We start from the raw sequence: 24,082 nt of genomic DNA, 5'->3' as shown, positions 1-24,082 counted from the left end.
TCTCCACAATCGCCGGGGCGGGTCGTACCCTGCTGCCATGAGGCGGCGGCCGAGGCAGATCGTCGACTATGGCCTGGCCCGCAGGGCGGCGCTGGCCGGGCTGCGTTCCGGCCATCTGACCAGGGCCGACGCCTGCGACGCCCATCCGTACCTGCTACGCGCGGCGCGCTACCACGGGGAGGCCACGGACGAGCGTTGCCCGGTCTGCCGGAAAACCCGGCTGACGCACGTCACCTACGTCTACGGTGATGAGCTGGGACGCTACGCGGGACGCGTCAAGGCGACCGCCGAGCTTGCGGAGATGGCGGGTAAATACGGAGAATTCAGGGTTTATGTGGTCGAAGTGTGCCAGAGTTGCGCATGGAACCACCTGACGGTGTCGTACGTTCTCGGCCACGGAGACGAGCCCCGCAGCCGGCGGGGGTGACGTCATGGCGGTCCCGCGGCCAGCGGGAGTCCGCGGGTCGAGAAAGCGTTCGACGAGCTTGGCGGTCTCCCGCTCACCCGCCTGCACAGTACTCTTCGGACGACGCACCAGCCGTTAACCCCGTTGATGAGGTCGCGTGAGTAATCCAAGCCAGCCCCGACCAGTACCGAGGTCGCCGCGGCCGGGCGGGCAGAACGTTCCCCGCCCCGGTCGATCCGGCGCAAGCAGCAGGCAGGGGGCCGCGTCCGGCTCCCAGATGCCCGGCCGTCCCTCGGCCCGCCGTCTGGGCGGACCTGGCCGCCCAGGTGGACCGCGCGGCGGGGCACCCGGCGGACGTCGCGGCATGGGCCCACCCGGGCCGCCCGGCCCGCCCGGCGGTGGCGGCTACGGCGGTCGCGGTGGCGGTGGCGGCGGTGGACGCGGCGGCGGTGGCGGCGGCTCCCACGGGTTCTGGGAGGGCGCCCCCGGCGACGACGACCGCAGAGGCATGGGCCGCCTGCGTCGTGGCGCCGGCGGCGGCTCCGGCGGGCGCTCCGGATCCGGTGACGACGAACGCACCGGCTGGCGTCGTTACATCCCCAACTGGAAGGTCGTCACCGGGGTCTTCGGTCTGGCCTTCCTCGGTCTGCTCACCCTCATCGGCGTCGCGTACGCGCAGACGCCCGTCCCGTCGGTCGGCAACTCCGACGCGACCAAGACGGCCGCGATCTTCTACTACTCCGACGGCAAGACCGAGATCGGCCGCATCGGCAAGAACCGCGAGCTGGTCACCCTCGACAAGGTGCCCAAGCACGTGCAGGAGGCGGTGATCGCCGCCGAGAACCGCAGCTTCTGGACCGACAGCGGGTTCTCCCCCAAGGGCCTGTCGCGCGCGATCTGGGTCAACCTCACCGGCGGCGAGACGCAGGGCGGCTCGACCATCACGCAGCAGCTCGCCAAGAACTACTACCTCACGAACGAGCGGACGATGAGCCGCAAGTTCAAGGAGATGTTCATCTCCCTGAAGCTCGAGGACCAGCTCGGCAGCAAGGAGAAGATCCTCGAGCAGTACCTCAACACCGTGTACTTCGGCCGCAACGCCTACGGGATCCAGGCCGCGTCCAAGGCGTTCTACCGCAAGGACGTCTCGAAGCTGAACCCGGGTGAGGGCGCGCTGCTCGCCGCCATCATCCAGCAGCCGGGCCGGTTCGACCCCGCCAGCGACGACCCGGACCTGGTGCGCCAGACCAAGGCCCGGTACCAGTACGTGCTGGACGGCATGCGCAAGACCGGCCAGATCAGTCAGGCCGACTACCAGAAGTACTACGGCGAGATGCCGCAGACCGCGACCAACTCCATCGAGACCTACGGCGGCCAGCGCGGCTACATGATCAAGCGGGCCATCCTGGAGCTCCAGCGCGACCAGGGCATCACCGAGAAGCAACTGCTCGACCAGGGCCTGCGCGTCACGACGACGTTCAACAAGACGAAGATGGCCTACGCCAAGCAGGCCGTGGAGAGCGTTCTGCCCACCAAGCCGTCCAAGCTGCTCAAGCAGAGCATCCGGACGGGGCTGGCGTCGGTCAACACCACCAACGGCGAGGTCGAGGCCATCTACGGTGGCCCCAACTATCTGAAGCAGAGCTTCGACAACGTCTGGCGGGGCTCCGCGCAGGCCGGTTCGGCGATGAAGCCGTACGTGCTCGCCACCGCGCTGGAGAAGGGGTACAGCCTCAAGAGCACCGTCGAAGGCCGCTCGGGCGTGCAGTTCAACGGGGCGGGCGACGTGGTGCCGCGCGGCACGCCCGGCGCGCTGGACCCGATCCGCAACAGCCACAACAGCCCCGGCGCCGTCGACCTGGTCACGGCCACCCGGGAATCGACCAACACCGCGTTCGTGCAGCTCGCGCTGAAACTCGGCGTGCCCGAGGTCGTGAAGAGCGCGGAGAAGGCGGGGATCTCCCCCGACATGGTCGAGCCCTACAAGAGGCAGGCCGGTCTCGCGCTGGGCATCAACGACATCCGGCCCATCGAGCAGGCGGCGGGGTACGCGGTCTTCGCCAACGGCGGCACCTACTACCAGCCGCACGTGGTGAAGAAGGTCCGACCCAGGGACAGCGACGCCGACTACAAGAAGCTGACGTGGAAGAAGACCGAGAGCGTCTTCAGCACCAACGTCACGCGGGACGTCACCTACGCCCTGCAGCAGGTCGTGGGTCCGGGCGGCACCGCGCCGTCCGCCAAGCTCGCCGACCGTCCGGTGGCCGGCAAGACCGGTACGACCGAGAAGAACGTCGCCACCTGGTTCGTCGGCTACGTCCCGAAGATCTCCACCTCGGTGACGCTGTTCAACGACAAGAAGAAGACGCTGTCGCTGGACGGGCAGTCCGAGATCGTCGGTGGTGGGCTCACCGCCAAGATCTGGAACGCCTACATGACCAGGGCCACCCGTGGCACGCCGCCGGAGCAGTTCGCCCCGCCGGCCTTCGGAGGCAGGATCGAGCAGTGGGCGAAGCCGCCGAAGCAGGAGGAGGACGAGGAGAAGGACGAGCGCGACGACGGGCGCCCGCCCTACTGCAACAACCCGCGCTTCCAGAACCTCCCGCAGTGCCAGGACCCCAACCGGCCGGGCGATGACGGCCAGAACGGCGACCTGCCGCCCTGCGTCAACTACCCGATCGTCTCCAACTGCGACCCGAACAAGCCGCCGCAGGACGACCCGCGGGACGACAGCCTGTGGTGCCAGCACCACCCCAACGAGCAGGTCTGCAAGAACGACGATGACGACGACGACGGTGGGAATAACGATCCCCGGCCTCCATTCCCGCAGACGCAGTCGCTGAGCCGACGAGAATGAGAGGCGGACGGCGTTAGGCCGCCAAGTCGCTCCATCGGCACACGGCCGGTCCCGTCCCTCCGTGGGACGGGACCGGCCGTCTTTTCGTGACTGGTACGTCTTTCGTGACGAGTTCCGTGACGAGCGCGGTGTGTTCGTGCGCGTCCAGGTCAGGCTGTTGTGGCGTTCGATCCGGACAAACGCGCTTCCGCGGACCTCGCCTCCGCCCGCCCTGGGGTTACGCTCGAAGCGACGCACAGCCCTGACCAGGTGGCGAGGTCGCGCGTGAGGTACCGAGGCCCGGACGGGCAGGATCACCCCGCTGAGTCCGAACCGACGGAACTCACCAGAGCCGCCATCGGCGTCAGGCTTGCGAAGCTCGCCAGGCTCGCCGGGGCCGCCGCTGCCGCCCGGGACTCGGGGAGCCGCGGGTGTGCGGCCGCCCGCGACCTCCTCACGCGGACACGTTTCTGGATTCACTGTGCGTTCACGCGCACGCGCTTTGGAACACGCAACGTGCTAAGGCACCTTCGTTCGCGGGCTCGCATCGTTCCGAGGAGGCGGCCTCGTCCTCCCAAGGAGCGTTCGGCTCGTCCGGTGCCTGTTCCAGGACGTCAGGTGTGGCCGCCGCCCGGGCCTCCGGTGATGCCTCAACGTCCACCAGTACCGGCACGGCCACAGCGTCCACCACCCCTGCGGGGACGGAAGCGCCCGAAGAGACCGAAGGGCCGGGAACGGCGGTCCGGGCGTGGCAGGCGCCGCCGCATCCTGCCGTCAGGGAAGTCGATCCTGGCCGTGATGAGCGGCCTGATGGTCGCCGGCGCCACGCTGATCGCCGTCGCGTACGTCCACACCCCGATCCCGTCCGAGGCGCAGGCCGCGGCGGTCGCCCAGGAGTCGGTCATCTACTACCGGGACGGCAGGACCCCGATCGCCCGGATCGGGATGCATCGCGAGAGCGTGCCGATCGAGCGGATCCCGAAGGTCGTCCAGCACGCCGTGCTCGCCGCCGAGGACCGCGACTTCGAGAACGGGCACGGCGTCTCCCCGACCGGCCTCGCCCGCGCCCTGTTCAGGACCCTCACCGGCGGCGAGGTGCAGGGCGGCTCCACCATCACCCAGCAACTCGCCCGCAACTACTACCAGGGCCTCAGCCAGGAACGGACCGTCGCGCGCAAGCTCAAGGAGATCCTGATCTCGGTTCGGCTGGACAACGAGCGCAAGAAAGAGGAGATCCTTGAGCTCTACCTCAACACGGTCGGGTTCGGCCGCCAGGCGTACGGGATCCAGGCCGCCGCGCGGGCGTACTTCCACAAGAGCGTCAGGGAGCTGAGCGTCAGCGAGGCGGCGATGCTGGCCGCGCTCATCCAGCGGCCCGGCTACTTCGTCACCACGGGCCCCGCCACCCGGCCCGCCAAGCGCGCCCTCATCGCCCGCTGGAACTACGTCCTGGACGGCATGGTGGAGAAGGCGTGGCTGTCGCGGTCGGAGCGCGCCCGGCAGCGCTTCCCGACCACGCAGCGCAGATGGAGCGACATCCCCGACTCCCCGCAGGCCGGGTACGTCCGGGAACGCGTGCTCAACGAGCTGGCGAGGCTCGGCATCACCGAGAGGACGCTGGAACTGGGCGGGCTGCGCGTCACCACCACCTTCGACAAGGAGCTACAGGACTACACCGCCACGGCCGTCCGGCAGCAGAGGGAACGGAACGGCCTGGGGGACGACGTCCACTTCGGACTGGCCGCCGTGGACCCGGAGACCGGCGGGGTCGTGGCGGCCTACGGCGGGCCAGGCTATGGCGAGCAGCAGTTCGACGACTCCTTCGACGGCCTCGTCCAGCCGGGTTCGGCGTTCAAGCCGATCGTCCTGGCGGCCGCGCTCGACCAGGGGATCAGCCTGGAGACCACGATGGACGGCGCGTACCGGCGGACCATCCGCGGCGACACCTTCACCAACGACTCACGAGCCGAGAACGGCGTCTACACGCTGACCGAGATGACCGCCAAGTCGATCAACACGGCGTATGTGGAGCTCGGGCAGCGGGTCGGGCTGGACAAGGTCGCGTCGATGGCGGTGAAGATGGGGGTCCCGGCGTGGACCGGGGAGCTGAACTCGGGCTACACCAGCCTGCCGCTCGGCACCGTGTCCGTCAGCCCGGTCACCATGGCCTCGGTCTACGCCACCTTCGCCGCCGGGGGACGGCACTTCCCCGTCCATGTGATCAGCGAGATCACCGACAAGGACGGCGATCCCGTGTGGACCCGGATCGGCACCGTCACCAAGGTGCCGCACGAACCCGGGCGGGCGTTCTCCGAGGCCGTTGCCGGGGACGCCACCGTCGCCCTGCGGGCGGTCGTCCGGTCCGGGACCGGGACACGCGCCGACCTGGGCGTACGTCCCGTCGCCGGGAAGACGGGGACGACGGAGGAGAACAGGTCGGCCTGGTTCGTGGGGTACACCCCGCAGCTCGCCACGGCCGCGGCGATGTGGCGGGAGGGGAAGGACGGGTCGCTCCGATCGCTCCAGGGCATCGGCGGCCACGACGAGATCTACGGTGGCACGATCCCCGCCGACCTGTTCCGGCGGTTCATGGTCAGGGCGCTGGTGAACGAGGAGATCGAGCAGTTCGGCCCGCCCGGTGATGTGGGGTCCGTCCCGTCATGGGCCGTTTCGAAACCGGATCCGTCGCCGGCCGCACCCGACCCCTCGCCATCCCCGCTGCTCACGTGCCCGCCCGGTTTCCTTCAAGGACCTGATGGGGAGCCATGTGCCCCGCCTGTTCCACCGAGCGACCCGCCTCCGGCCTGGTGGTGCGACAGGAACTCAGGGCACCCCGCGTGCCACCCCGCGGACGACCTCAACCGGCCTCGCGGGCTGCTGAGAGGCTTCGTCCGCTGAGGCCCCGGGGGCCTTTGGGGGTCTTTCCGGGGGCGTTTCGGGTGGCGCGGTGTCACCGGTTGACCAATAGTCTGCTGGCATGTCGTCGTCTTCCTCCGATGCCGATCCCGATGCCGATGGGAATTCCGCGCGTCCCGCCGTGGACGCTGGTGTGAAGGCCGGGGAGCCCGTCGGCCGACAGGCCGGCGACGACCACGGGCGGCCGGTGCGCCTGGTGCCGGTGGTGGCGGGCCTCACCGCGTTCGTGGCCCTGCTCGCCTGGGTGCAGAAGCAACCGTGCGCGTCCGCCTCGTTCGACTTCGTGAAGACGACGACGAGGGCCTGCTACACCGACATTTACCCGCTGTACTTCGTGCGGGGCCTGAACGACAACCTCGTCCCGTACTTCGACAGGCTCCCCGGCGTCGACATGGAGTACGTGGAGTACCCGGTGCTGAGCGGCGCCCTGATGCACGTGGTGAACCTGCTCGTCCAGCCGTTCGGGGACGACGCGCGCGGGATGGCGTTCTTCAACGTGACCGCGCTGCTGCTCGGGCTGCTCGCCGTCGTGACGGCCCTCGCCACGGCGTATGTCGCGGGACGGCGCTCGCTCCGGGCCGGCCTCATGGTCGCCCTGTCCCCGGCGCTCCTTCTCACCGCGTACATCAACTGGGACCTTCTCGCCGTGGCGCTGTCCGCGTTGGCCCTTTTCGCCTGGGCGTCCCGCCGTCCCGCCTGGGCCGGGGTACTGCTGGGCCTGGCGATCGCAGCGAAGTTCTACCCGCTCCTCTTCCTGGGGCCGTTCGTCCTTCTGTGCGTGCGGGCCGGTCAGTGGCGTGCCATGGGTCGGCTCCTTGCCGGTACGGCCTGTGCGTGGGCCGCTGTGAACGTCCCCATCATGGTGCTCGCCTGGGACGGGTGGCTGAAGTTCTACAGCTTCAGCCAGGAACGCGGGGTCGACTGGGGATCCATCTTCTTCTTCCTCCAGGACCACGGCATCTCAGGGCTGGACGACAACACCAAGCTCAACACGCTCGGCACGGGGACGTTCCTTGTGCTCGCCTTGGGCATCGCCGTCCTGGCCTTGGCCGCGCCCCGCCGTCCCCGGCTGCCGCAGCTGATGTTCCTGGTGCTGGTCGCGTTCATGCTGCCGAACAAGGTCTGGTCGCCGCAGTACGTGCTGTGGCTGCTTCCCCTGGTCGCCCTGGCCCGTCCCAAGCTGCCGGCCTTCATCGTGTGGCAGCTCGGCGAGATCGTGTACTTCTTCGGCATCTGGTGGTACCTGCTGTCGGTGACCCTCAAGACGGAGGGCACCGACCTGCCCGGCCTGATCTCCACCCTGCTCGGCTTCGGCCTTCCGGTGGAGGGCATCAGCCAGAACACCTACTTCGCCGCTCTGCTGACCCGGTTCTTCGCCGTCGTCCTGCTGGCGGTCCTGGTGGTCGTGGACATCCTGCGTCCATCGGGGGACGTGGTGCGGGACGAGGACCAGGACGACCCGGCCGGAGGCGTGCTCGACGGCGCGCCCGACGTCTTTTCGCTGGGTGTCCTGCGTACCCGGTACCGCCGCCCGCTGGCCGTCGCGGAAGCCGCGAGATCCGCGACGGCCTGACCGCCAGGTTGAGGCGTCCCCGTCAGGAGTGGGCGCGGAGGGCGGTGATGAACCACTCGAACAGCGGTGTCGTCGGCTGCCACGACGGCCAGCCGTTGATGATCGCGAGAAGCCTCCAGTACCGCTCGGCACGCGGATCGTTGCCGATCTCCAGACGTTCCAGCAGCTCGCGCCGGAAATCCGGGTCGTCGGTGGCGCCGAGCGCGGCGGCGTACTCCGCCACCAGCCCGTCCAGCACGGGCGCCGCCTCCGGGGACTCGGGCGCGATGCCGTCGGCCAGCGCCGCCTCCACCCGCCGCCTGGTCGCCTCGCCGAGGTCGGCGGAGGCGAACCGCGCGGTCTCCTCGGCATGGGATGCCTGGTACTCCACCATCTGCCGGATCCTGGCCTTGAAATCCGGGTCCTGGACGAGTTCCGCCAGCTCCACCCAGGCGTCCACCTGCTCGGGCTCAGGGTCGTCGGGGAGTTCGGGCATCGCGGAACGCAGCTTGGCCTCGAAGTCCTGGTCGGCGTCGAGCCCCGCGTACACCTCGTCGATGAAGCCGGTGATGATGCGCTTGCGCTCCTCGTCGGAGAGCCGGGCGAGTTTGTGCATGAGGTCCATCTCCTCGGGACTGGATCCGCGTTTGGCCACCGCGCGCAGCACGGCCCGCCGCAGCCGCAGCGTCTGGATCTGGACGTCCAGCGCCTGGGCGTGCGCGGCCGCGACCTCCGAGATCGTGATCTCGCGTGCCAGCACGCGCCGCACCGTCGGCAGATCGACGCCCAGCTCACGCAGCGTCCTGACCATGTCGAGGCGCGCGACGGCGTCCAGGTCGTACAGGCGGTAGCCCGCGTGGGTGCGATCGGTCGGCGGCACCAGCCCCGCGTCGGAATAGAACCGGATGGTCCGGACCGGCAGGCCGGTCCGGCGTGCCAGTTCCCCGATCGTGTAGAGGCCGGTGTCGCCGTCCATGCCCATCACCCTTCAGGCTCCAGTCGGTGGAGACTCAAGCGCATTCACGCGCCGCGGCGGCGGAATGCCTCCCTCTCAGGATCGTCGTGCCCGCGTACCGGGAGGTCACCGCGTCAGGACGGCGACGCCGGACGAGAGGCGCCGCGCGGGGGACTGGATGCGGCGCACGGGTCGTGGTGGACTCGGTCGGCGTCCGCATGTTCCCCTGCGGGATGGGCAGATGATCCTGATCCCGCGGACGGGAACGAGTCGGTATCACGAGTCCGTACCAGAGGAGAGACAGTGCCGGGAGATGACGTGGACGCGAACCGGGCTCTGGAAGATCTGGTTGAGGGACGCCTGAAGCCGGGCGTCTACCAGTGGCGTGCCCCCGCGGCTCCGGGTGCCGGCGTGTCGGGAGCGGCCTGGCCGGAGCGCGCGACCGCGGCGGGCTGGAAGACCTTCTACCTGAACGGCCGCCGCGCCAGGGACACGGAGTCGTTCCTGAGGCTGTGCGCCGAGGTCTTCGAGTTCCCCGAGGGGACGGGCGGTGACTGGGACGCCCTGCGGGACCGCCTGACGGACCTGTCCTGGGTGCCGTCGACCGGCGGTTACCTGATCATGTACGAGGCGTGGGCGGAACTGGCCGAGGCGGACCAGCGCGCGTTCCGAACGGCGCTCGACGTGTTCACGCATGCCGTGGAAACGTGGCAGGACACCGCCACGCCCATGACCGTCCTGCTGTCGAGCATCGGCGTGGAAGTGGCCGGGGTCCCCAAGCTCGGCTGATCCCCGCTCTACCCCGTGGCTCCCCCGTGGGCACCCGTACCCCCGTTGGCATGAAGGGCCCGCCGGACGTGCGGCGACCCCTGGGCCACACGTTCGGAACCCCTCCCGCACCGAAGCTGGACGCCGGGTGACCGACGGCCGGCCGGTCCGTGGCCGGCGGCCGGTGCGGGGCCCGCGGTCAGTAGACGGTGGCGCTCGATCCGACGAGCGCGGCCCACAGACCGAGGTAGAAGATCCAGATGACGATCCAGATGGCGGTGACGATGTAGCCCATCACCAGGCCGGCGGTGGCCATGCCCGCGCCGCCCTCGCCGGTCCGCTTGATCTGGCTCTGCGCGACATGCCCGAAGATGATCGCCAGAATGGAGGTGAACCCGCAGAAGACGATGCCGATGATCCCCAGCACCATGGACGCGGTCGCCAGCCCGTTATTGGGCGGAGGCGCCGCACCGTAGTAGTGGTGCTGCACCTGTGGGGGCTGCTGGTACGACTGGCCGTAGGGGTCGGAGCCGTATCCGCCGCCGTACGGGTCGTAAGGGGGTTGGGCCATTGACTTCCCGATCGTTCGGCGCGCCCGTCATCAAATGATCACGCGCGTGCGCTGGGGCTGAGGTCGTGTTCCGGATTATGCCAGTGAGGGGTGATCTCGTGCTTCGCCGTGTCGTGACAGATTAGATGCCGTATTTGCGGGCGCGGTTCCTGCGACCTCAGGGGAATCCGGGACGGCGCGCGGCCCCGGCCACAGGCGGCCACCCGCCCCGGTCAGCCGCCCTCGTCAGCCCAGGTTGGCGCGCAGCCAGGCGATGTCGGCCGCCTGCCCCTCGCTCGGCGTCTCCACCACGACCGGTGCGCCCGCCGCCCGGACGACCCCCAGGATCAGCTCCGCGTCGATCGTGCCGGAGCCCAGGTTGGCGTGCCGGTCGGCGCCGGACCCGAACGCGTCGCGGCTGTCGTTGCAGTGGACCAGGTCGATCCTGCCGGTGATGGCCTTGATCCGGTCCACCGCGTCGATCAGATCCTCGCCGGCGGCGTGCGCGTGGCAGGTGTCGAGGCAGAAGCCCAGCTTTGAGTCGAGCCCGTCCACCCCGGAGAGGACCTCCCACAGCCGGGCGATCCGGTCGAACCTCCGCGCCATGGCGTTGTCGCCACCCGCGGTGTTCTCGATGTAGACCGGAATCGGACAGTCAAGGCGTTCGAAGACCTTGCGCCAGTTCTCGTAGCCGATCTCGGGGTCGTCGGCCTTCAGGACGTGCCCGCCATGGACGATCAGCGCCTTCGCCCCGATCGAGGCCGCCGCCTCCAGTTGCTGCTGGAGGATCTTGCGGCTCGGGATGCGGATCCGGTTGTTGGACGTCGCCACGTTGACCACGTACGGCGCGTGGATATAGACGTCCACGTCGGAGTCACGGACCGCCTCGACGCCCTCCGGCATGACGGGCTTCTTCCAGCCCTGCGGGTCGCCGAGGAAGAACTGGACGACGTCCGCCTCGCGGGCGCGCGCGTTGTCGAGCGGGTTGGTCTGGTCGACGTGGGCTCCGATGCGCATGCCTACGAGGGTATCCGCGCGCCGTTCAAGCCGAACCCGATAGTGTGCGGTGGATGCTCAGTGGCCGAAGCCCCGGTGTCTAGAGAGCGAACCCTCCGTGGCTGAGGGCGAACCCGGCCCCCACGAAGGACGACACCATTCCGATGACGTTGAGCCAGCGTTCACCCGTCGTGGCCGACACGAGCTGTGAGTAGAGGGCGAGCGGAAGCCCGATCACGCCGGCCAGGGCCCCAAGGAAGTGGGTCGGGGGGATGAACCCAAGGACGAGTGCGGTCAACCCGATGATGAGCGAGGCCACGGCCAGCGAGTTCTCCACAGGGTGGCGCTCACCGTCGGTGTTGAGGGTGAGGGCGGACCGTTTCTTCCCGGCTGCTTCCTGCGACATCGGGACACCCCCTTCGGGCGCGCGAGTGCTCGTGATCACCGGCTCGGGACGCGAGGCACCGGGCGGACGGTACGCGCGTCCGTATCGAGGATTCCCAGGAGCGCGAGCGACCATGCCGTGCGGGCGCGTCGGATTGTCGGTGGCACCCGGTACGGTCGAACATGGATTCGAGAACGCCGGAGCCGAGGACAGCGGGAGAGGACAGGAGGTGCCGGGATGAGGCAGAGCGAGCTCGCCGTCATCGGCGACGCGGAGCTGGTGGAGGAACTGTCGGTGCTGACGACCCAGACCGCCCGCATGCGCGCCCGGATGGCCGACATCATGGAGGAGCTGGAGCGCCGGCGCCGCGCCAAGGCATCCGCTTCCGGAGCCCGCCGATGAGGCCGGTTCGCGACGGCCGGCGCCGCCCGGTGTCCCCCACCATGACCCGGATCTGGCTCTTACGCTGCCGACAGTTGGTAGCCTGGATCGGTCTCGCGGCCAGGGCACGGCCACCTGGGCGGTGCCGAGCGGCCCCGGGAGACGCAAGAGCCCTCCTGTCACGGAGAGACCGTGACCGCATCAGTCCAGAGGAGGTAGGGACACAGCATGCGTCGTTACGAACTCATGGCCATCCTCGACCCCGCCATCGACGAGCGGACGGCGGCGGCTGCGCTGGATCCGTTCCTGAAGGTCGTCAAGGACGGCGGCGGCAGCGTCGAGAAGGTCGACATCTGGGGTCGCAGGCGGCTTGCCTACGACATCCAGAAGAAGTCCGAAGGCATCTACGCGGTGATCGATCTCGCGGCCGAGCCCGTCACGGTCAAGGAGCTCGACCGGCAGCTCAACCTGAGCGAGTCGATCCTGCGCACGAAGGTCATCCGCCCCGAGGTCCACTGAGCCAGGCTCAGGCCCTCACACAAGCCGGAGCGAGCCCATGGCAGGCGACACCGTCATCACGATCGTCGGGAACCTCGTGGAGGACCCGAACCTACGCTTCACCGCCAGCGGCCAGGCGGTCGCGTCGTTTCGCATCGCCTCGACCCCGCGGTACTTCGACCGCCAGTCGGGCGAGTGGAAGGACCGCGAGGCGCTGTTCCTGACCTGCAACGTCTGGCGGCAGGCGGCCGAGAACGTGGCCGAGACCCTGCAGCGCGGCATGCGCGTGATCGTCCAGGGCCGTCTCCAGCAGCGCTCGTATGAGACCCAGCAGGGTGAGAAGCGGACCGTCTTCGAGATCGAGGTCGAGGAGGTCGGTCCCTCGCTGCGCAACGCCACCGCGAAGGTCAACAAGACCCAGCGGCAGGGCGGTGGCGGCTTCGGCGGCTCCGGCGGAGGCGGGTTCGGCGGCTCCGGCGGAGGCGGCGGTTTCGGCGGCGGCCAGCAGGGCGGCGGCTCCGGCGGCCCCCAGGTCGACGACCCGTGGGCGACCGGCGGCTCCGGCGGTGGCGGCTTCTCCGACGACCCGCCCTTCTAGCGGCCCCGTCCACCACCACGACGAACAGTCCTCATCCACGGCGGTCGATCCGCCGGATGACATCGAACCCAGTCCATTCCCGCGCAAGCGGGGCTCTCACCAAGGAGCACCACGATGGCGAAGCCACCTCCCCGCAAGCCGAAGAAGAAGGTTTGCGTTTTCTGCCAGGAGAAGATCTCCTACGTCGACTACAAGGACACGGTCCTGCTGCGGAAGTTCATCTCCGACCGCGGCAAGATCCGGGCCCGTCGCGTGACCGGCAACTGCACGCAGCACCAGCGGGACGTCGCCACGGCGATCAAGAACGCCCGCGAGATGGCGCTGCTGCCGTACACCAGCACCGCGCGCTGAGCGAGGAGGACACCAGATCATGAAGCTCATCCTCACTCAGCAGGTCTCCGGGCTCGGTGAGCCCGGCGACGTCATCGAGGTCCGCGACGGCTACGGCCGCAACTACCTCGTCCCGCGCGGATTCGCGATCAAGTGGACGCGGGGCGCGGAGCGCGAGATCGAGTCGATCAAGAAGGCCCGCGCGGCCCGCGAGATCGCGACCGTCGAGCACGCCAAGGATGTCGCGGGGGCGCTGAAGTCCCTCAAGGTCACCCTGCGCACCCGCACCGGCCGCAACGGCCGGCTGTTCGGCGCGGTGACCGCGGCGGACATCGCCGAGGCCGTCAAGGCCGCCGACGGCCCCGAACTGGACCGCCGCCGCATCGAGATCGGCAACCCGATCAAGACCGTCGGCACCCACCGCGTCAGCGTCCGCCTGCACTCCGACGTCAGCGCCACCATCGACGTCGACGTAGTCGAAGCCTGACCACCCGGCCCATACCGCCAAAGAACGGCCCGCCTGCCCACCAGGCGGGCCGTTCGCACGCCCGCAACCCCCAAACCGACCAGCCCCTACGGCGAGGAGCCGCAGTCCCGGCCGCGCCGGGACTACAAGACACAGAAGCCGCTGCACAAGCTAAAGCGGACCCGACAGCGGGCCGGTTGGGCGCGCCCTAGCGGCATCTCCCAGGAATGCCACGGCTTGCTTGATCTTCAACCTGTGGAGCCCGGGTTGATCACGGCGAAGCCCTTGGTCGAACAGACGCAAGATCACAACCAAGAACTTGGATGATCAGTGTGCACGATGCTGGCGGTGCCGGTGCGCTCGGAAAGCTGTCGGGGTTCCGCGGATGCGTTGTCCGAGCCGGCCGACGCGGTGTTGTGCGCGGACGGGCCGGTCGGCTCGCTGGTGGAGTTGTCGCTGGTCGGTGAGCATCGCTGGCAGGAGTCTTCTCTGGGCGTGCGGTGATTGGTGGGGGGTGTTTGGGTTTCATGTGAAACGAGGGTGAACCGCCGTGGCTTTGGTGGCTAAGACGAACCGTCGCTACCGTCCGTAAGCGAACCAACACGCGAAGGGGGCGGAATGTCCGGGGGCTCGTATGCGAGGTTCACCCGTCGGGGGCTGGCCGGGATGCTGGGGGCCGGGCTGCTCCAGATGACCATGGGCGGTCGGGCGTTCGCGATCGACGACCTGTCGCCGCACGTCCATACCAGGAGGGATTGGAAGGCGCTGCCGCCTCGCAGAGCGGCCAGGGTGATCAGGGCGGCTCCGGATCGCATCGTCGTGCACCACACCGAGACCGCGAACTCCAAGGACACCTCACTCGCCCACGCCTATGCGCTGTCCCGGAGCATCCAGCGGTTCCATCTGAGGCGCGGCTGGGACGACACGGGACAGCAGCTCACCATCAGCCGTGGCGGGCATGTGATGGAGGGGCGCAACCGTAGCCTCGCCGCGATCCGGGCGGGTCGGCATGTGGTCGGCGCCCAGGCCAAGGGGCACAACGAGCACACGATCGGGATCGAGAACGAGGGCGACTACAGCCGGTCACGGGTTCCCGGGAGGCTCTGGTCCTCCCTTGTCGACACGTGCGCCTGGCTGTGCGACGAGTACCGCCTGGACCCGTTCCACGCCATCGTGGGCCACCGCGATCTGGTGACGACCGACTGCCCCGGCGACGTCCTGTACGGGAGGCTCCCCGAGCTTCGCGCCCAGGTGGCCGAAGCTTTGAACGGTGACGTTCTCCTGCGTGCCCGCGCGTGGCGCTCCGGGTGAACCGTCAGGATTCCGGGGTCGTGTAACGCGTGCGGCGGCGGGCGATCTCCGGGTCGATGCCCTCGATCAGCGACCAGATCCCCGCGACCCGTTCGACCAGGGTCTCCGGCGGCAACCCGGCCAGGCCCTCGGCGGCCAGGTCGTCGATCGCCTGCGTCAACCGGGCCATCCGCTCGCCATGCGTGGAACACATGTTCGAATCCTATCCAGAGTGGCCACTGAGGCGGATGCGCTTCAAGCATTCTTTTCCAACGTCCGGCTTGCGGGTAGCAAACTCCGCGGGGGCATGGGTCGGTCGGCTCGCGGCTGTCATAAGACCTTTCGCACCCGCCTCACCCGTCACCCCAGCCCCGAACGATCGCTCAAGCGTTGCGATCGCGCGCCACTTGCACATCGTCACAGCCGGCGAGATAGCCCGACCACCCCCGGTGCGCCTCGTAGAAGGCCCAGGAGTCTCCCGCAGTGGCCCGCACATTGACCACCATCTGGCCCGCCTCGCCCGCGCCGTAGATCCACAGCAGCGGCACCAGCCCCGGTGCTCGACCACCAGGGCCGGCACATCCAGGTACCGCACGGCCGTGGCGCGCCCCAAGCGGGTACGCCACCCCAACACGATGCGATCGACCAAGCCGCCTAGAGAGCGCACTTGGTCCATACGATCTTCCCGCCTTCCGTTGTCCGCCGGGTACCCCAGTCCCGAACCAGCCGGGACATCATCAACAGCCCCCGTCCCGAAGTGGAGTCATGATCTCCGGACCCCACGACCGGCAGTCCCGGCCCGTGATCCCAGACCTCGATCACCGCCAGGCCATCGCGTTCGTCCCGGAACACCCGCACCACGATGAACCCCGCCCCGTGCCGGTAGGCGTTGGTCACCAGCTCAGTGACCACCACACGGCCGATGTAGTCGTCTCGGTGGCCCCATGCACGCAACCGCTCAGCAACAAACCTCCGAGCCAACGCGGGAGCGCGGTCGGTGGGGTTGAGCACAAGCGTCGGAACCTCAGGGGCAAGGATGGTAGGCATCGGACTCGACCTCGGATACGTCTGGGGTTGCTGTGAATGCGATCCTGAGGGCGGCCGACATGGGAGAGGACGCGCTACCACTCACGCGACTAAGGACCAGTCCCGTCACGACTAAGACAGCCGTGATGGGCGCCCGTAACCTAAATTCATGGATCAGACAGGACAGAGCACCTCACCGGCGTTCTGGTCCACACCTGCGGTCGCGGCAGCACTAGCGAGCTGCGACTTCCCCACGCTCCTAGACGAGATTCGCCATGCGCGCGGATGGACGCAGGCGGACTTGGCCACGGCGGTGGGCTACTCCCAGAGCTGGGTCTCGAAGGTGCTCCGGCGCACGCAGCCGCTCACCATCGACCAAGTCCGGGAGATATCGCGCCGACTCGGAGTGCCGCTCGCACTACTCCGATTCGGTGATGTTGGAGGTGACGATCCCACGAACCGCCGAGAGTTCAGCAAGACCGTTGCACTGGCCTTGCTGCCCATCCCCGCACGCGCCGAGTTCGATGAGACGACGGCGCCTACTTTGACCGCTATCACCGGCAGTCAGCGTCGCTTGGACGCGACGACACCCGCCCGTGATCTCGCTCGCGGTGTGATCGCTCATGTCGAGATGGCCGACCGCCGTTACGCACGGACCGAGCGCTCCCCGTTCTCTGCTGACATCGCGGCAGCCGTCAGCGAGGCTGCTGGATTCGCTGCATGGCTGCACGCGGACATGCACGATATCGGGACTGCGCGCACGTACTACCGCATGGCGATCGACCGGGCCCGCCGCGCCGGTCATGATCTGCTCACCGCCTATATGATCGGGAGCCTCGCGGCGTTCGAGATCGAGGGCAACGACCCTGATCTTGGACTCGCCCTGATCGACAAGGCGCGCGGGCAAATCGAACCACGGGCCCATCCCACACCGCGCGCTTGGCTCGCATCAATCGAAGCTCTTGCACACGCCAGCGCGCACAGGCAAGACCGTGAAGCACGCAGCACGCAAGCGCTGCTCACGGCTGAGAGAGCCATTGAGCATGACCGCGCATCCGTGCCCCCATGGCCGTGGGTGTTCCCTTTTGACGATGCCAAGCTGGCCGGATACCGGGCGCTTGTAGCGGTCCGGCTCAACCAGCCCAGCCACGCGCTCGCAGCGTTCGCCGAGTCTGCCGCCAGTGCCCAGCCAGCACCCAAGCAGCGAGCCGCCGTCATGCTGGAAGTTGCTACAGCCGTGCGGCAAGGCGGAGAGCTAAGCCACGACACCAGCCAGGTGGACGAGGCATTCCGCCTCGGAAGCGACGCGCTCAAGATCGGAACCGCATATGCATCCGAACGGGTCATCCAGCGAGCCCGACGCTTCCGCCGAGAGTACTCAGGCCCGATCACACCCAAGGTTCGCCAGTTCGACCGACACCTACAAGCCACCCTTGTCTGAAGGAACCGCCTTGCGGCGCATCGCCATATCCGGTCACCGAGGCATGCCATCGGAGACCGAGCAGCTAGTCGACCAGGCCATCCGGAAACTGCTCGCCACAACGACCGGCGACATCACCGGCTTGTCCTGTCTTGCGGATGGAGCCGATCAGATCTTCGCCCGCGCCGTCCTTGACCACGGTGGCACCATCGAGGCCATCGTGCCCGCACGGCAATATCGTGATGGTCTACCAGAAGCAGCGCATGCTGAGTACGACCGGCTCTTCTCCGCAGCCAGCGGCGTTCACACCATGGATTTCACCGAGTCCGACTCCGAGGCTCACATGGCGGCCAGCGCCTACATGATCGACCATGCGGACGAGCTGTGGGCGGTGTGGGACGGGCAGCCCGCACGCGGCTACGGAGGCACCGCCGACGTGGTCGCCCACGCGCATGAGCATCGCGTGCCCATCCGAATCATCTGGCCCGACGGGGCACAACGCGACTGAGGCTAGCCTCCCGCCCACCCGCCCAGGACAGGCGCGCCCAACAGTCATTGGCCAGACTGGAGGTATCCAGCCCAGCAGGGGGAGTCGGCCCCGGACGGTCGCTCAGGCGTTGCGATCGCGTCCGGAGGCAGGGGCGAGCGTCAGCGAGACCCTGATCGCGGAGCGAGCCCCTGGGCGAGTCGGAGCGATGCAGCGATCGCACGCGGTGCCGGAGAAGGAGGGCGCCCAGCGCCCGACGCCGCAGGCACCGCCAATGAACACAGCGCAGCTCGTGCCTGCCATAAGCACCTCAGCGGGTGGCGCCGGTGACGAGCCAGGCTTCGCTGCGGGCGCGCAGACCCAGGGTGACGAAGCGGGCGGCCATCCATACGCCGATGGCGAGCCACAGGCCGATGAGGCCGGCGCCGAGCTGGTAGGCGGCCAGGACGGGAGGCAGGAAGGCCACCGTCGAGATCAGCGAGGTGACCGCCAGGTATGGGCCGTCGCCCGCGCCGATCAGGATCCCGTCCAGCACGAACACCACGCCGGCGATCGGCTGGAGGAGCGCGACCACGATCAGTGAGGCGAGCAGCAGGCCGCGTACCTGGTCGTCGGTCGTGAACAGGGCGGGCAGCCAGGGCCGCACCACGAGGATCGCGATGCCGAAGATCACCCCGCACACCACGCCCCAGAGGACCATCCGCCGGGTGGCCGAGCGGGTCGCGGCGACGTCCTCGGCGCCCAGATGGCGGCCGGTGATGGCCTGGCCCGCGATCGCGATGGAGTCCAGGGCGAGCGCCAGCAGCGTCCAGACCTGGAAGCCGACCTGGTACGCGGCGATCTCCGCGTCCCCCATCCGCGCGGCGACCGATGTGCCGACGATCAGCACGACGCGCAGGGCCGCCGTCCGGACGAGCAGGTGGACTCCCGCGGACGCCGCCGCGCGCAGCCCCGGGAGGTCGGGACGCACCGGGGCGCCATGGCGGCGTGCCCCGCGCAGAACCATGATCACGTAGACGGCGGCGCCGAGGGTCTGCGCGATGACCGTCCCCCATGCCGAACCGGCGATGCCCCAGTCCAGAACGAGGACGAACACCACGTTCAGGATCAGGTTGCCGCCGAACCCGCCGATCGAGACCAGCAGCGGCGTGCGGGTGTCCTGGAGGCCGCGGAGCACTCCGGTGCCCGCCAGGACGACCAGCATTCCGGGAACGCCGAGCAGGCTGATCGTGAGGTAGGTGCGGGCGTACGGATCGACCACCGGTGAGGCGCCGAACAGGTCCACCAGCCACGGGACCAGTGGCCGGCATCCCACGGCCAGCACGACACCGATCGCCAGCGCCAGCCACATCCCGTCGATGCCCTGCCGGATCGCCGCGCGCAGATCACCGGCGCCGACCTGCCTGGCCACGCCGGCGGTCGTCCCGTACGCCAGGAACACGCACAGGTAGACGAGCAGGGACAGCGCCTGGCCGGCCACACCGAGCCCGCCGAGCTGGGCGGTGCCGAGATGCCCGATGATCGCCGAGTCGGAGAGCAGGAACAGCGGCTCGGCGACGAGTGCGCCGAACGCGGGCACCGCGAGCCGGAGGATCTCGCGGTCGTGCGGGTTGACCCGCCGCCGCCATGCTGAGCCGACCATGACGATCAGCACGTTAGCAGCATGTAAGGTATATATGCCAATTGATCATTACAGCCCGCCTCGGCGCCGTACTGGAGGCGTGTGACGTGGGACGGTCGAGTCCGAAGTTTTTCTCGTTCACATGTGGTGGACGGGATCGCCGCAGGTCAGAGTGGCTGTGGCCGCGGGGCGGGAGGGTTGTCCCCAGGGTTTTCCCCAACGTTGTGCACAACGAGTGCGGCGTGTCTGCACAGGGGCTCCACAGGCCGTCCACAGGGGTCTTTGCTTCGGGTGGCAGCGCGCCCCGAAAATGTCAGACGCACTTGAGATGAAGGATCCGGAACAGGACGCGCGGGGCTTCCGCTACAGCGGAAGCGCAGGGGGTGCCAGGGATGAGCGTGACCGAACTCGGCGCGCACGAGCCTGGGTTCGAGCGCACCCCACCGAACGACATCGCCGCCGAGCAGGGCGTGATCGGCGGGATGCTGCTCTCCCAGGACGCCATCGCCGAGGTCATCGAGGTGCTGCGTACCCAGGACTTCTACCGTCCCGCACACCAGATCATCTTCGACACCATCCTGGAGTTGTACGGCCGCGGCGACCCGGCCGACGCCGTCACCATCGCCGGTGAGCTGACCAAGCGAGGCGAGATCGGGCGCATCGGCGGCGCCCCGTACCTGCACACGCTGATCTCGTCGGTGCCCACGGCCGCCAACGCCGGTTACTACGCCAAGATCGTGCGCGAGCGCGCGGTGCTGCGGAAGCTGGTGGAGACCGGAACGCGCATCGTGCAGATGGGGTACGCGGCCGATGGCGCCGACGCCGACGAGGTCCTCGACCGGGCCCAGGCCGAGGTCTTCGCGATCGCCGACAAGCGCACCTCCGAGGACTACGTCCCGCTCAGCGAGATCATGCCGGGGGCGCTGGACGAGATCGAGGCGATCGGCAGCCGGGGCGGCCAGATGGTCGGCGTCCCCACCGGCTTCGCCGACCTCGACGCCCTGACCAACGGCCTCCATCCGGGCCAGATGGTGGTGATCGCGGCCAGGCCCGCGATGGGCAAGGCGGTCAGGTGCGACACGCCCCTGCCGACCCCGGACGGCTGGACGACGATGGGCGAGGTCGAGGTCGGCGACCTGCTGATCGGGGCGGACGGGAGACCCACCCGTGTCGTCGCCGCCACTGAGGTGATGTACGGGCGTCCCTGCTACGAGATCGAGTTCTCGGACGGCGCAGTGATCGTCGCCGACGCCGAGCACCAGTGGAGGACCACGACCCGCGCCGGAGGTCAGGAGCACGGGCGGCCCCGGTTCGGACACGGCAACGCAGGCCTTGCCGCGCGGGCGGTGGCCGGTGGGGGGTCTCCTCGCCGGATGCCTCATGCTCGGGCGCTGGCGGAGGCGAGCGTAGGAGCGGTCCGCCTGGCCGAACGGGGAGCGCGGCGAGCTCGGATGGGGTCGGATGGCGCCCGGCATGGGAGGTCGCTGCACCGTGTCGGCTTGCCGCCGCACCGGCCGATCAAGACGACCCGGGAGATCGCGGCGACCCTGCGCTGTGGCTTCGACGGCCGTTCCAACCACGCGGTCGAGCTGGCGGCGCCCTTCCAACTCGCGGAGGCCGACCTGCCACTCGACCCCTACGTGCTGGGGGCATGGCTCGCCGGCGGGCGAAGCCGGGAGGGGGTCGCGGGCCGTCTCGACGATGACATCGCGCTCCAGGAACGGATCGAAGCGGCCGGGGTGCCCGCGCCTGACCTCTCTGGGCTCAGCCGGACGATCAGAGAGCTGGGGCTGCGTGAGAGCAGGCGTATCCCACGCGAATACCTGCGGGCCTCGCGGGAGCAGCGGCGCGCGCTCCTGGCCGGAATGCTGGACGTCGACGGCCACGTCACCGAGTCGGGCCAGGTGCGGTTGGCGTTCGACGATCGGCGGCTGGCCGAGGACGCGCGCGAGCTGATCCTGACCCTTGGGCACCGGGCGACGATGACGGTCGAGCCGGAGGCGGGGCCTTCCGCGATCTACCGGATCGGCTTCGTTCCGGCTGAGCAGGTGTTCCGGTCGTCGCGCAAGGCGGCGCGCCAGCGTGAGCTCGTCCGTCCGGACGCGAGCGACCGGGTGCGGTACATCGTGGACGTGCGTCCCGTGAAGAGCGTGCCGGTGCGGTGCGTGCAGGTCGACAACGCCGATCACATGTATCTGGTGGGGCGTTCCTGCATTCCGACGCACAACTCGACGCTGGCGCTTGACTTCGCGCGGGCCGCGTCCATCAAGCACGGCTTGACCTCGGCGTTCTTCAGCCTGGAGATGGGCCGCAACGAGATCACCATGCGGCTGCTGTCGGCCGAGTCCCGGGTGGCGCTGCACGCCATGCGTTCGGGCACCATGCAGGACGAGGACTGGACGCGGCTGGCGCGGCGGATGAGCGAGGTCGCCGAGGCGCCGCTGTTCATCGACGATTCGCCGAACATGTCGATGATGGAGATCCGGGCCAAGTGCCGCCGCCTCAAACAGCAGCACGACCTGCGCTTGGTCATCGTCGACTACCTGCAGTTGATGTCGTCCGGGAAGCGGGTGGAGAGCCGACAGGTCGAGGTGTCGGAGTTCTCCCGTTCGCTCAAGCTGCTGGCCAAGGAGCTCGGTGTTCCCGTCGTCGCGCTCTCCCAGCTCAACCGGGGTCCCGAGCAGCGAACCGACAAGAAGCCCATGGTCTCGGACCTTCGCGAGTCCGGGTCCATCGAGCAGGACGCGGACATGGTGATCCTGCTGCATCGCGAGGACGCCTACGAGAAGGAGTCACCGCGGGCCGGTGAGGCCGACCTGATCGTGGCCAAGCACCGTAACGGCCCGACCGCGACCGTGACGGTCGCCTTCCAGGGTCACTACAGCCGCTTCGTCGACATGGCGCAATAGGCGCCGTCCAGCAGGTCAGGAGCCTTGAGGCGGCCGGGAAAAGGGTTGGACGGGATGAGGCCCGGCCTTGTAGCGTGCGGTGGACCGTGACACCGCCTGAGGGGGTGAGACCCATGAACGCTGTATCGACGTGGGTGCTCCGCCTCCCCGTCACGGTCGGGCGATTGACGTAGGTGTCGCCGGGAGCGCCTCGCCAACAAGGCACTCCCAAAAGGCAACACCTATGCGTTCTCTGACTGTCGGCCGCCCGCCCCTCAAGTTCGACGTGATCATCGCCGGGTGCGGGCCCACCGGCGCGATGCTGGCCGCCGAGCTGCGGCTGCACGATGTGCGGGTGCTCGTCCTGGAGCAGGAGACCGAGCCCGTATCGTTCACCCGCATCGTCGGTCTGCATGCTCGCAGTCTCGAACTGATGGCGATGCGCGGGCTGCTCGACCGCATCGTCCAGCACGGAAGACGGCGTCCGGCCGGGGGCTTCTTCGCCGCCATCGCCAAACCCGCGCCCCGGAACCTGGATTCCGCGCACGCCTACCTGGTGGGCATCCCGCAGCCCGTCATCGTCCGGCTTCTCGAAGACCACGCGATCGAGCTGGGCGCGGAGGTCGAGCACGGTTGCGCGGTGGCGGGTTTCGAGCAGGACGACGAGGGAGTGACCGTCGAGTCGGCGCGCGGAGAACGGCTGCGTGCGCGCTATCTCATCGGCTGTGACGGCGCGCGCAGCACGGTGCGCAAACTGCTCGGCGTCGGCTTTCCCGGGGAGCCCTCGCGCACCGAGACGCTGATGGGCGAGATGGAAGTGGGCGTGCCGCAGGAGGAGATCGCCGCCAGGGTCCGCGAGATCGGCGAAACCCACAGGCCGTTCTGGCTCAGGCCCTTCGGCGGCGGGATTTACAGCGTCGTCGTGCCTGCCGCGGGAGTCGGTGATCGCTCGGAACCGCCCACCCTTGAGGAGTTCCAACAGCGGTTGCGCGCCATCGCCGGAACCGATTTCGGTGTGCATTCCCCGCGCTGGACGTCCCGCTTCGGGGACGCCACCCGGCTGGCCGAACGCTATCGGGTCGGCCGGGTGCTGCTGGCCGGCGACGCCGCGCACATCCATCCGCCCATCGGCGGACAGGGCCTCAACCTGGGCGTCCAGGACGCGTTCAACCTCGGCTGGAAACTGGCCGCGCAGATCCGCGGCTGTGCGCCGGAACCACTGCTGGACACCTACCAGGCGGAACGCCGTCCGGTCGCCGAGGACGTGCTGGACAACACCCGCGCCCAGATGGAACTGCTGTCTCCCGAACCGGGTCCGCGGGCCGTGCGCAGACTGCTCGCCGAGCTGATGGACTTCGACGAGGTGAACCGCCATTTGATCGAGAAGATCACCGCGATCGGCGTCCGGTACGACCTCGGCGACGGCCCCGACCTGCTGGGCCGCCGCCTGCGCGACATCGACGTGCGGCAGGGCCGCCTCTACGATCTGCTACACCACGGCCGCGGCCTGCTACTGGACCGCACCGGACGCCTGACCACCGACGGCTGGTCGGACCGAGTCGACCACGTCGCAGACCCGACCGCGGCACTGGACGTTCCGTGCGTCCTGCTCCGTCCCGACGGCCACGTGGCCTGGATCGGCGACGACCAGCAGGACTTGGACGGCCATCTGTCCCGCTGGTTCGGCGAGCCCGCCGCCTGATCCGGCCGGGG

At 69.0% G+C, this 24,082-nt stretch carries 23 protein-coding genes; 15 read left to right on the top strand and 8 right to left on the bottom strand.

The annotated features are described in order from the left end of the window. The first annotated feature begins 37 nt into the window (after window positions 1–37). The 4 genes from QSK21_RS32075 to QSK21_RS32060 all read left to right on the top strand — a co-directional run bounded on the left by QSK21_RS32075 (window position 38) and on the right by QSK21_RS32060 (window position 7,731). Window positions 38–427 (top strand): DUF5318 family protein, encoded by a 390-nt coding sequence (locus QSK21_RS32075; RefSeq protein ID WP_285701291.1) that lies wholly within the window; start codon window positions 38–40, stop codon window positions 425–427. A gap of 343 nt (window positions 428–770) precedes the next feature. Then, the gene (locus tag QSK21_RS32070; RefSeq protein WP_285701290.1) at window positions 771–3,263 is read left to right on the top strand and encodes a transglycosylase domain-containing protein; all 2,493 of its coding nucleotides are present in this window, start codon (window positions 771–773) and stop codon (window positions 3,261–3,263) included. Between the two features lie 777 nt (window positions 3,264–4,040). Then, entirely contained in the window at window positions 4,041–6,140 is a 2,100-nt protein-coding gene (locus QSK21_RS32065) for a transglycosylase domain-containing protein (RefSeq protein ID WP_285701289.1), read from the top strand. Window positions 6,141–6,279: 139 nt separating this feature from the next. Then, entirely contained in the window at window positions 6,280–7,731 is a 1,452-nt protein-coding gene (locus QSK21_RS32060; protein ID WP_285701288.1) for a glycosyltransferase family 87 protein, read from the top strand. A gap of 22 nt (window positions 7,732–7,753) precedes the next feature. Here the strand turns inward: QSK21_RS32060 and QSK21_RS32055 are convergent, their stop codons facing one another. Then, complete coding sequence (locus QSK21_RS32055; RefSeq protein WP_285701287.1) at window positions 7,754–8,686, bottom strand: MerR family transcriptional regulator; 933 nt, start codon at window positions 8,684–8,686, stop codon at window positions 7,754–7,756. A 282-nt stretch (window positions 8,687–8,968) separates the two neighbouring features. Here QSK21_RS32055 and QSK21_RS32050 point away from each other — a divergent pair, with 282 nt between their 5' ends. Continuing rightward, the gene (locus QSK21_RS32050) at window positions 8,969–9,454 is read left to right on the top strand and encodes a barstar family protein (RefSeq protein WP_285701286.1); all 486 of its coding nucleotides are present in this window, start codon (window positions 8,969–8,971) and stop codon (window positions 9,452–9,454) included. 178 nt (window positions 9,455–9,632) lie between these two features. Here QSK21_RS32050 and QSK21_RS32045 read toward each other — a convergent pair whose 3' ends face one another. The 3 genes from QSK21_RS32045 to QSK21_RS32035 form a co-directional block, all read right to left on the bottom strand. Next, window positions 9,633–10,004 carry a DUF4190 domain-containing protein gene (locus QSK21_RS32045; RefSeq protein ID WP_285701285.1) on the bottom strand — a complete coding sequence of 124 codons (372 nt, stop codon included), beginning with the start codon at window positions 10,002–10,004 and terminating at the stop codon, window positions 9,633–9,635. 225 nt (window positions 10,005–10,229) lie between these two features. Then, a complete protein-coding gene (locus QSK21_RS32040) occupies window positions 10,230–11,000 on the bottom strand; it encodes a deoxyribonuclease IV (protein ID WP_285701283.1) in 771 nt (256 codons plus the stop codon). 79 nt (window positions 11,001–11,079) lie between these two features. Beyond that, on the bottom strand, window positions 11,080–11,385 hold the full coding sequence (locus tag QSK21_RS32035) for a hypothetical protein (protein ID WP_285701282.1): 306 nt from the start codon (window positions 11,383–11,385) through the stop codon (window positions 11,080–11,082). 216 nt (window positions 11,386–11,601) lie between these two features. Here QSK21_RS32035 and QSK21_RS32030 point away from each other — a divergent pair, with 216 nt between their 5' ends. The 6 genes from QSK21_RS32030 (at window position 11,602) to QSK21_RS32005 (ending at window position 14,948) form a co-directional block, all read left to right on the top strand. Next, window positions 11,602–11,766: a hypothetical protein gene (locus tag QSK21_RS32030; protein WP_285701281.1), complete on the top strand. Its 165-nt coding sequence runs from the start codon at window positions 11,602–11,604 to the stop codon at window positions 11,764–11,766. A gap of 207 nt (window positions 11,767–11,973) precedes the next feature. Continuing rightward, the gene (rpsF, locus tag QSK21_RS32025; protein ID WP_285701280.1) at window positions 11,974–12,264 is read left to right on the top strand and encodes a 30S ribosomal protein S6; all 291 of its coding nucleotides are present in this window, start codon (window positions 11,974–11,976) and stop codon (window positions 12,262–12,264) included. Window positions 12,265–12,301: 37 nt separating this feature from the next. Continuing rightward, window positions 12,302–12,841, top strand: coding sequence for a single-stranded DNA-binding protein (locus tag QSK21_RS32020; protein WP_285701279.1), 540 nt, complete (start codon window positions 12,302–12,304; stop codon window positions 12,839–12,841). A gap of 114 nt (window positions 12,842–12,955) precedes the next feature. Beyond that, complete coding sequence (gene rpsR, locus QSK21_RS32015; RefSeq protein WP_026403973.1) at window positions 12,956–13,192, top strand: 30S ribosomal protein S18; 237 nt, start codon at window positions 12,956–12,958, stop codon at window positions 13,190–13,192. Window positions 13,193–13,211: 19 nt separating this feature from the next. Continuing rightward, on the top strand, window positions 13,212–13,658 hold the full coding sequence (gene rplI / locus QSK21_RS32010) for a 50S ribosomal protein L9 (RefSeq protein WP_285701278.1): 447 nt from the start codon (window positions 13,212–13,214) through the stop codon (window positions 13,656–13,658). Window positions 13,659–14,255: 597 nt separating this feature from the next. Next, window positions 14,256–14,948 carry a peptidoglycan recognition protein family protein gene (locus QSK21_RS32005; protein ID WP_502871620.1) on the top strand — a complete coding sequence of 231 codons (693 nt, stop codon included), beginning with the start codon at window positions 14,256–14,258 and terminating at the stop codon, window positions 14,946–14,948. A gap of 4 nt (window positions 14,949–14,952) precedes the next feature. On the opposite strand, the gene QSK21_RS32000 is transcribed toward QSK21_RS32005, so the two are convergent. The 3 genes from QSK21_RS32000 to QSK21_RS31990 all read right to left on the bottom strand — a co-directional run bounded on the left by QSK21_RS32000 (window position 14,953) and on the right by QSK21_RS31990 (window position 15,974). Beyond that, window positions 14,953–15,141, bottom strand: coding sequence for a hypothetical protein (locus tag QSK21_RS32000; protein ID WP_067628226.1), 189 nt, complete (start codon window positions 15,139–15,141; stop codon window positions 14,953–14,955). A 169-nt stretch (window positions 15,142–15,310) separates the two neighbouring features. Continuing rightward, window positions 15,311–15,475 carry a hypothetical protein gene (locus tag QSK21_RS31995; RefSeq protein WP_285701277.1) on the bottom strand — a complete coding sequence of 55 codons (165 nt, stop codon included), beginning with the start codon at window positions 15,473–15,475 and terminating at the stop codon, window positions 15,311–15,313. A 106-nt stretch (window positions 15,476–15,581) separates the two neighbouring features. Further along, window positions 15,582–15,974, bottom strand: coding sequence for an ATP-binding protein (locus QSK21_RS31990; protein WP_285701275.1), 393 nt, complete (start codon window positions 15,972–15,974; stop codon window positions 15,582–15,584). Window positions 15,975–16,122: 148 nt separating this feature from the next. Here QSK21_RS31990 and QSK21_RS31985 point away from each other — a divergent pair, with 148 nt between their 5' ends. Both QSK21_RS31985 and QSK21_RS31980 read left to right on the top strand, forming a co-directional pair. After that, window positions 16,123–17,394, top strand: coding sequence for a helix-turn-helix domain-containing protein (locus QSK21_RS31985; protein WP_285701274.1), 1,272 nt, complete (start codon window positions 16,123–16,125; stop codon window positions 17,392–17,394). A 10-nt stretch (window positions 17,395–17,404) separates the two neighbouring features. Continuing rightward, window positions 17,405–17,881, top strand: coding sequence for a hypothetical protein (locus QSK21_RS31980; protein WP_285701273.1), 477 nt, complete (start codon window positions 17,405–17,407; stop codon window positions 17,879–17,881). A gap of 289 nt (window positions 17,882–18,170) precedes the next feature. On the opposite strand, the gene QSK21_RS31975 is transcribed toward QSK21_RS31980, so the two are convergent. Further along, window positions 18,171–19,502, bottom strand: a complete 1,332-nt coding sequence (locus QSK21_RS31975; protein WP_285701308.1) for an MATE family efflux transporter — start codon at window positions 19,500–19,502, stop codon at window positions 18,171–18,173. Between the two features lie 371 nt (window positions 19,503–19,873). On the opposite strand from QSK21_RS31975, the gene dnaB reads away from it, so the two are divergent. Continuing rightward, window positions 19,874–22,390 (top strand): replicative DNA helicase, encoded by a 2,517-nt coding sequence (dnaB, locus tag QSK21_RS31970; protein ID WP_285701272.1) that lies wholly within the window; start codon window positions 19,874–19,876, stop codon window positions 22,388–22,390. Between the two features lie 223 nt (window positions 22,391–22,613). Then, window positions 22,614–24,071: a rifampin monooxygenase gene (rox, locus tag QSK21_RS31965; protein WP_285701271.1), complete on the top strand. Its 1,458-nt coding sequence runs from the start codon at window positions 22,614–22,616 to the stop codon at window positions 24,069–24,071. Window positions 24,072–24,082: the final 11 nt, after the last annotated feature.

This window comes from Actinomadura sp. NBRC 104412, assembly GCF_030269515.1.
In the GTDB taxonomy this organism is placed as follows: Bacteria; Actinomycetota; Actinomycetes; order Streptosporangiales; family Streptosporangiaceae; genus Spirillospora.
This window is presented reverse-complemented; position numbering and strand designations above follow the sequence as displayed.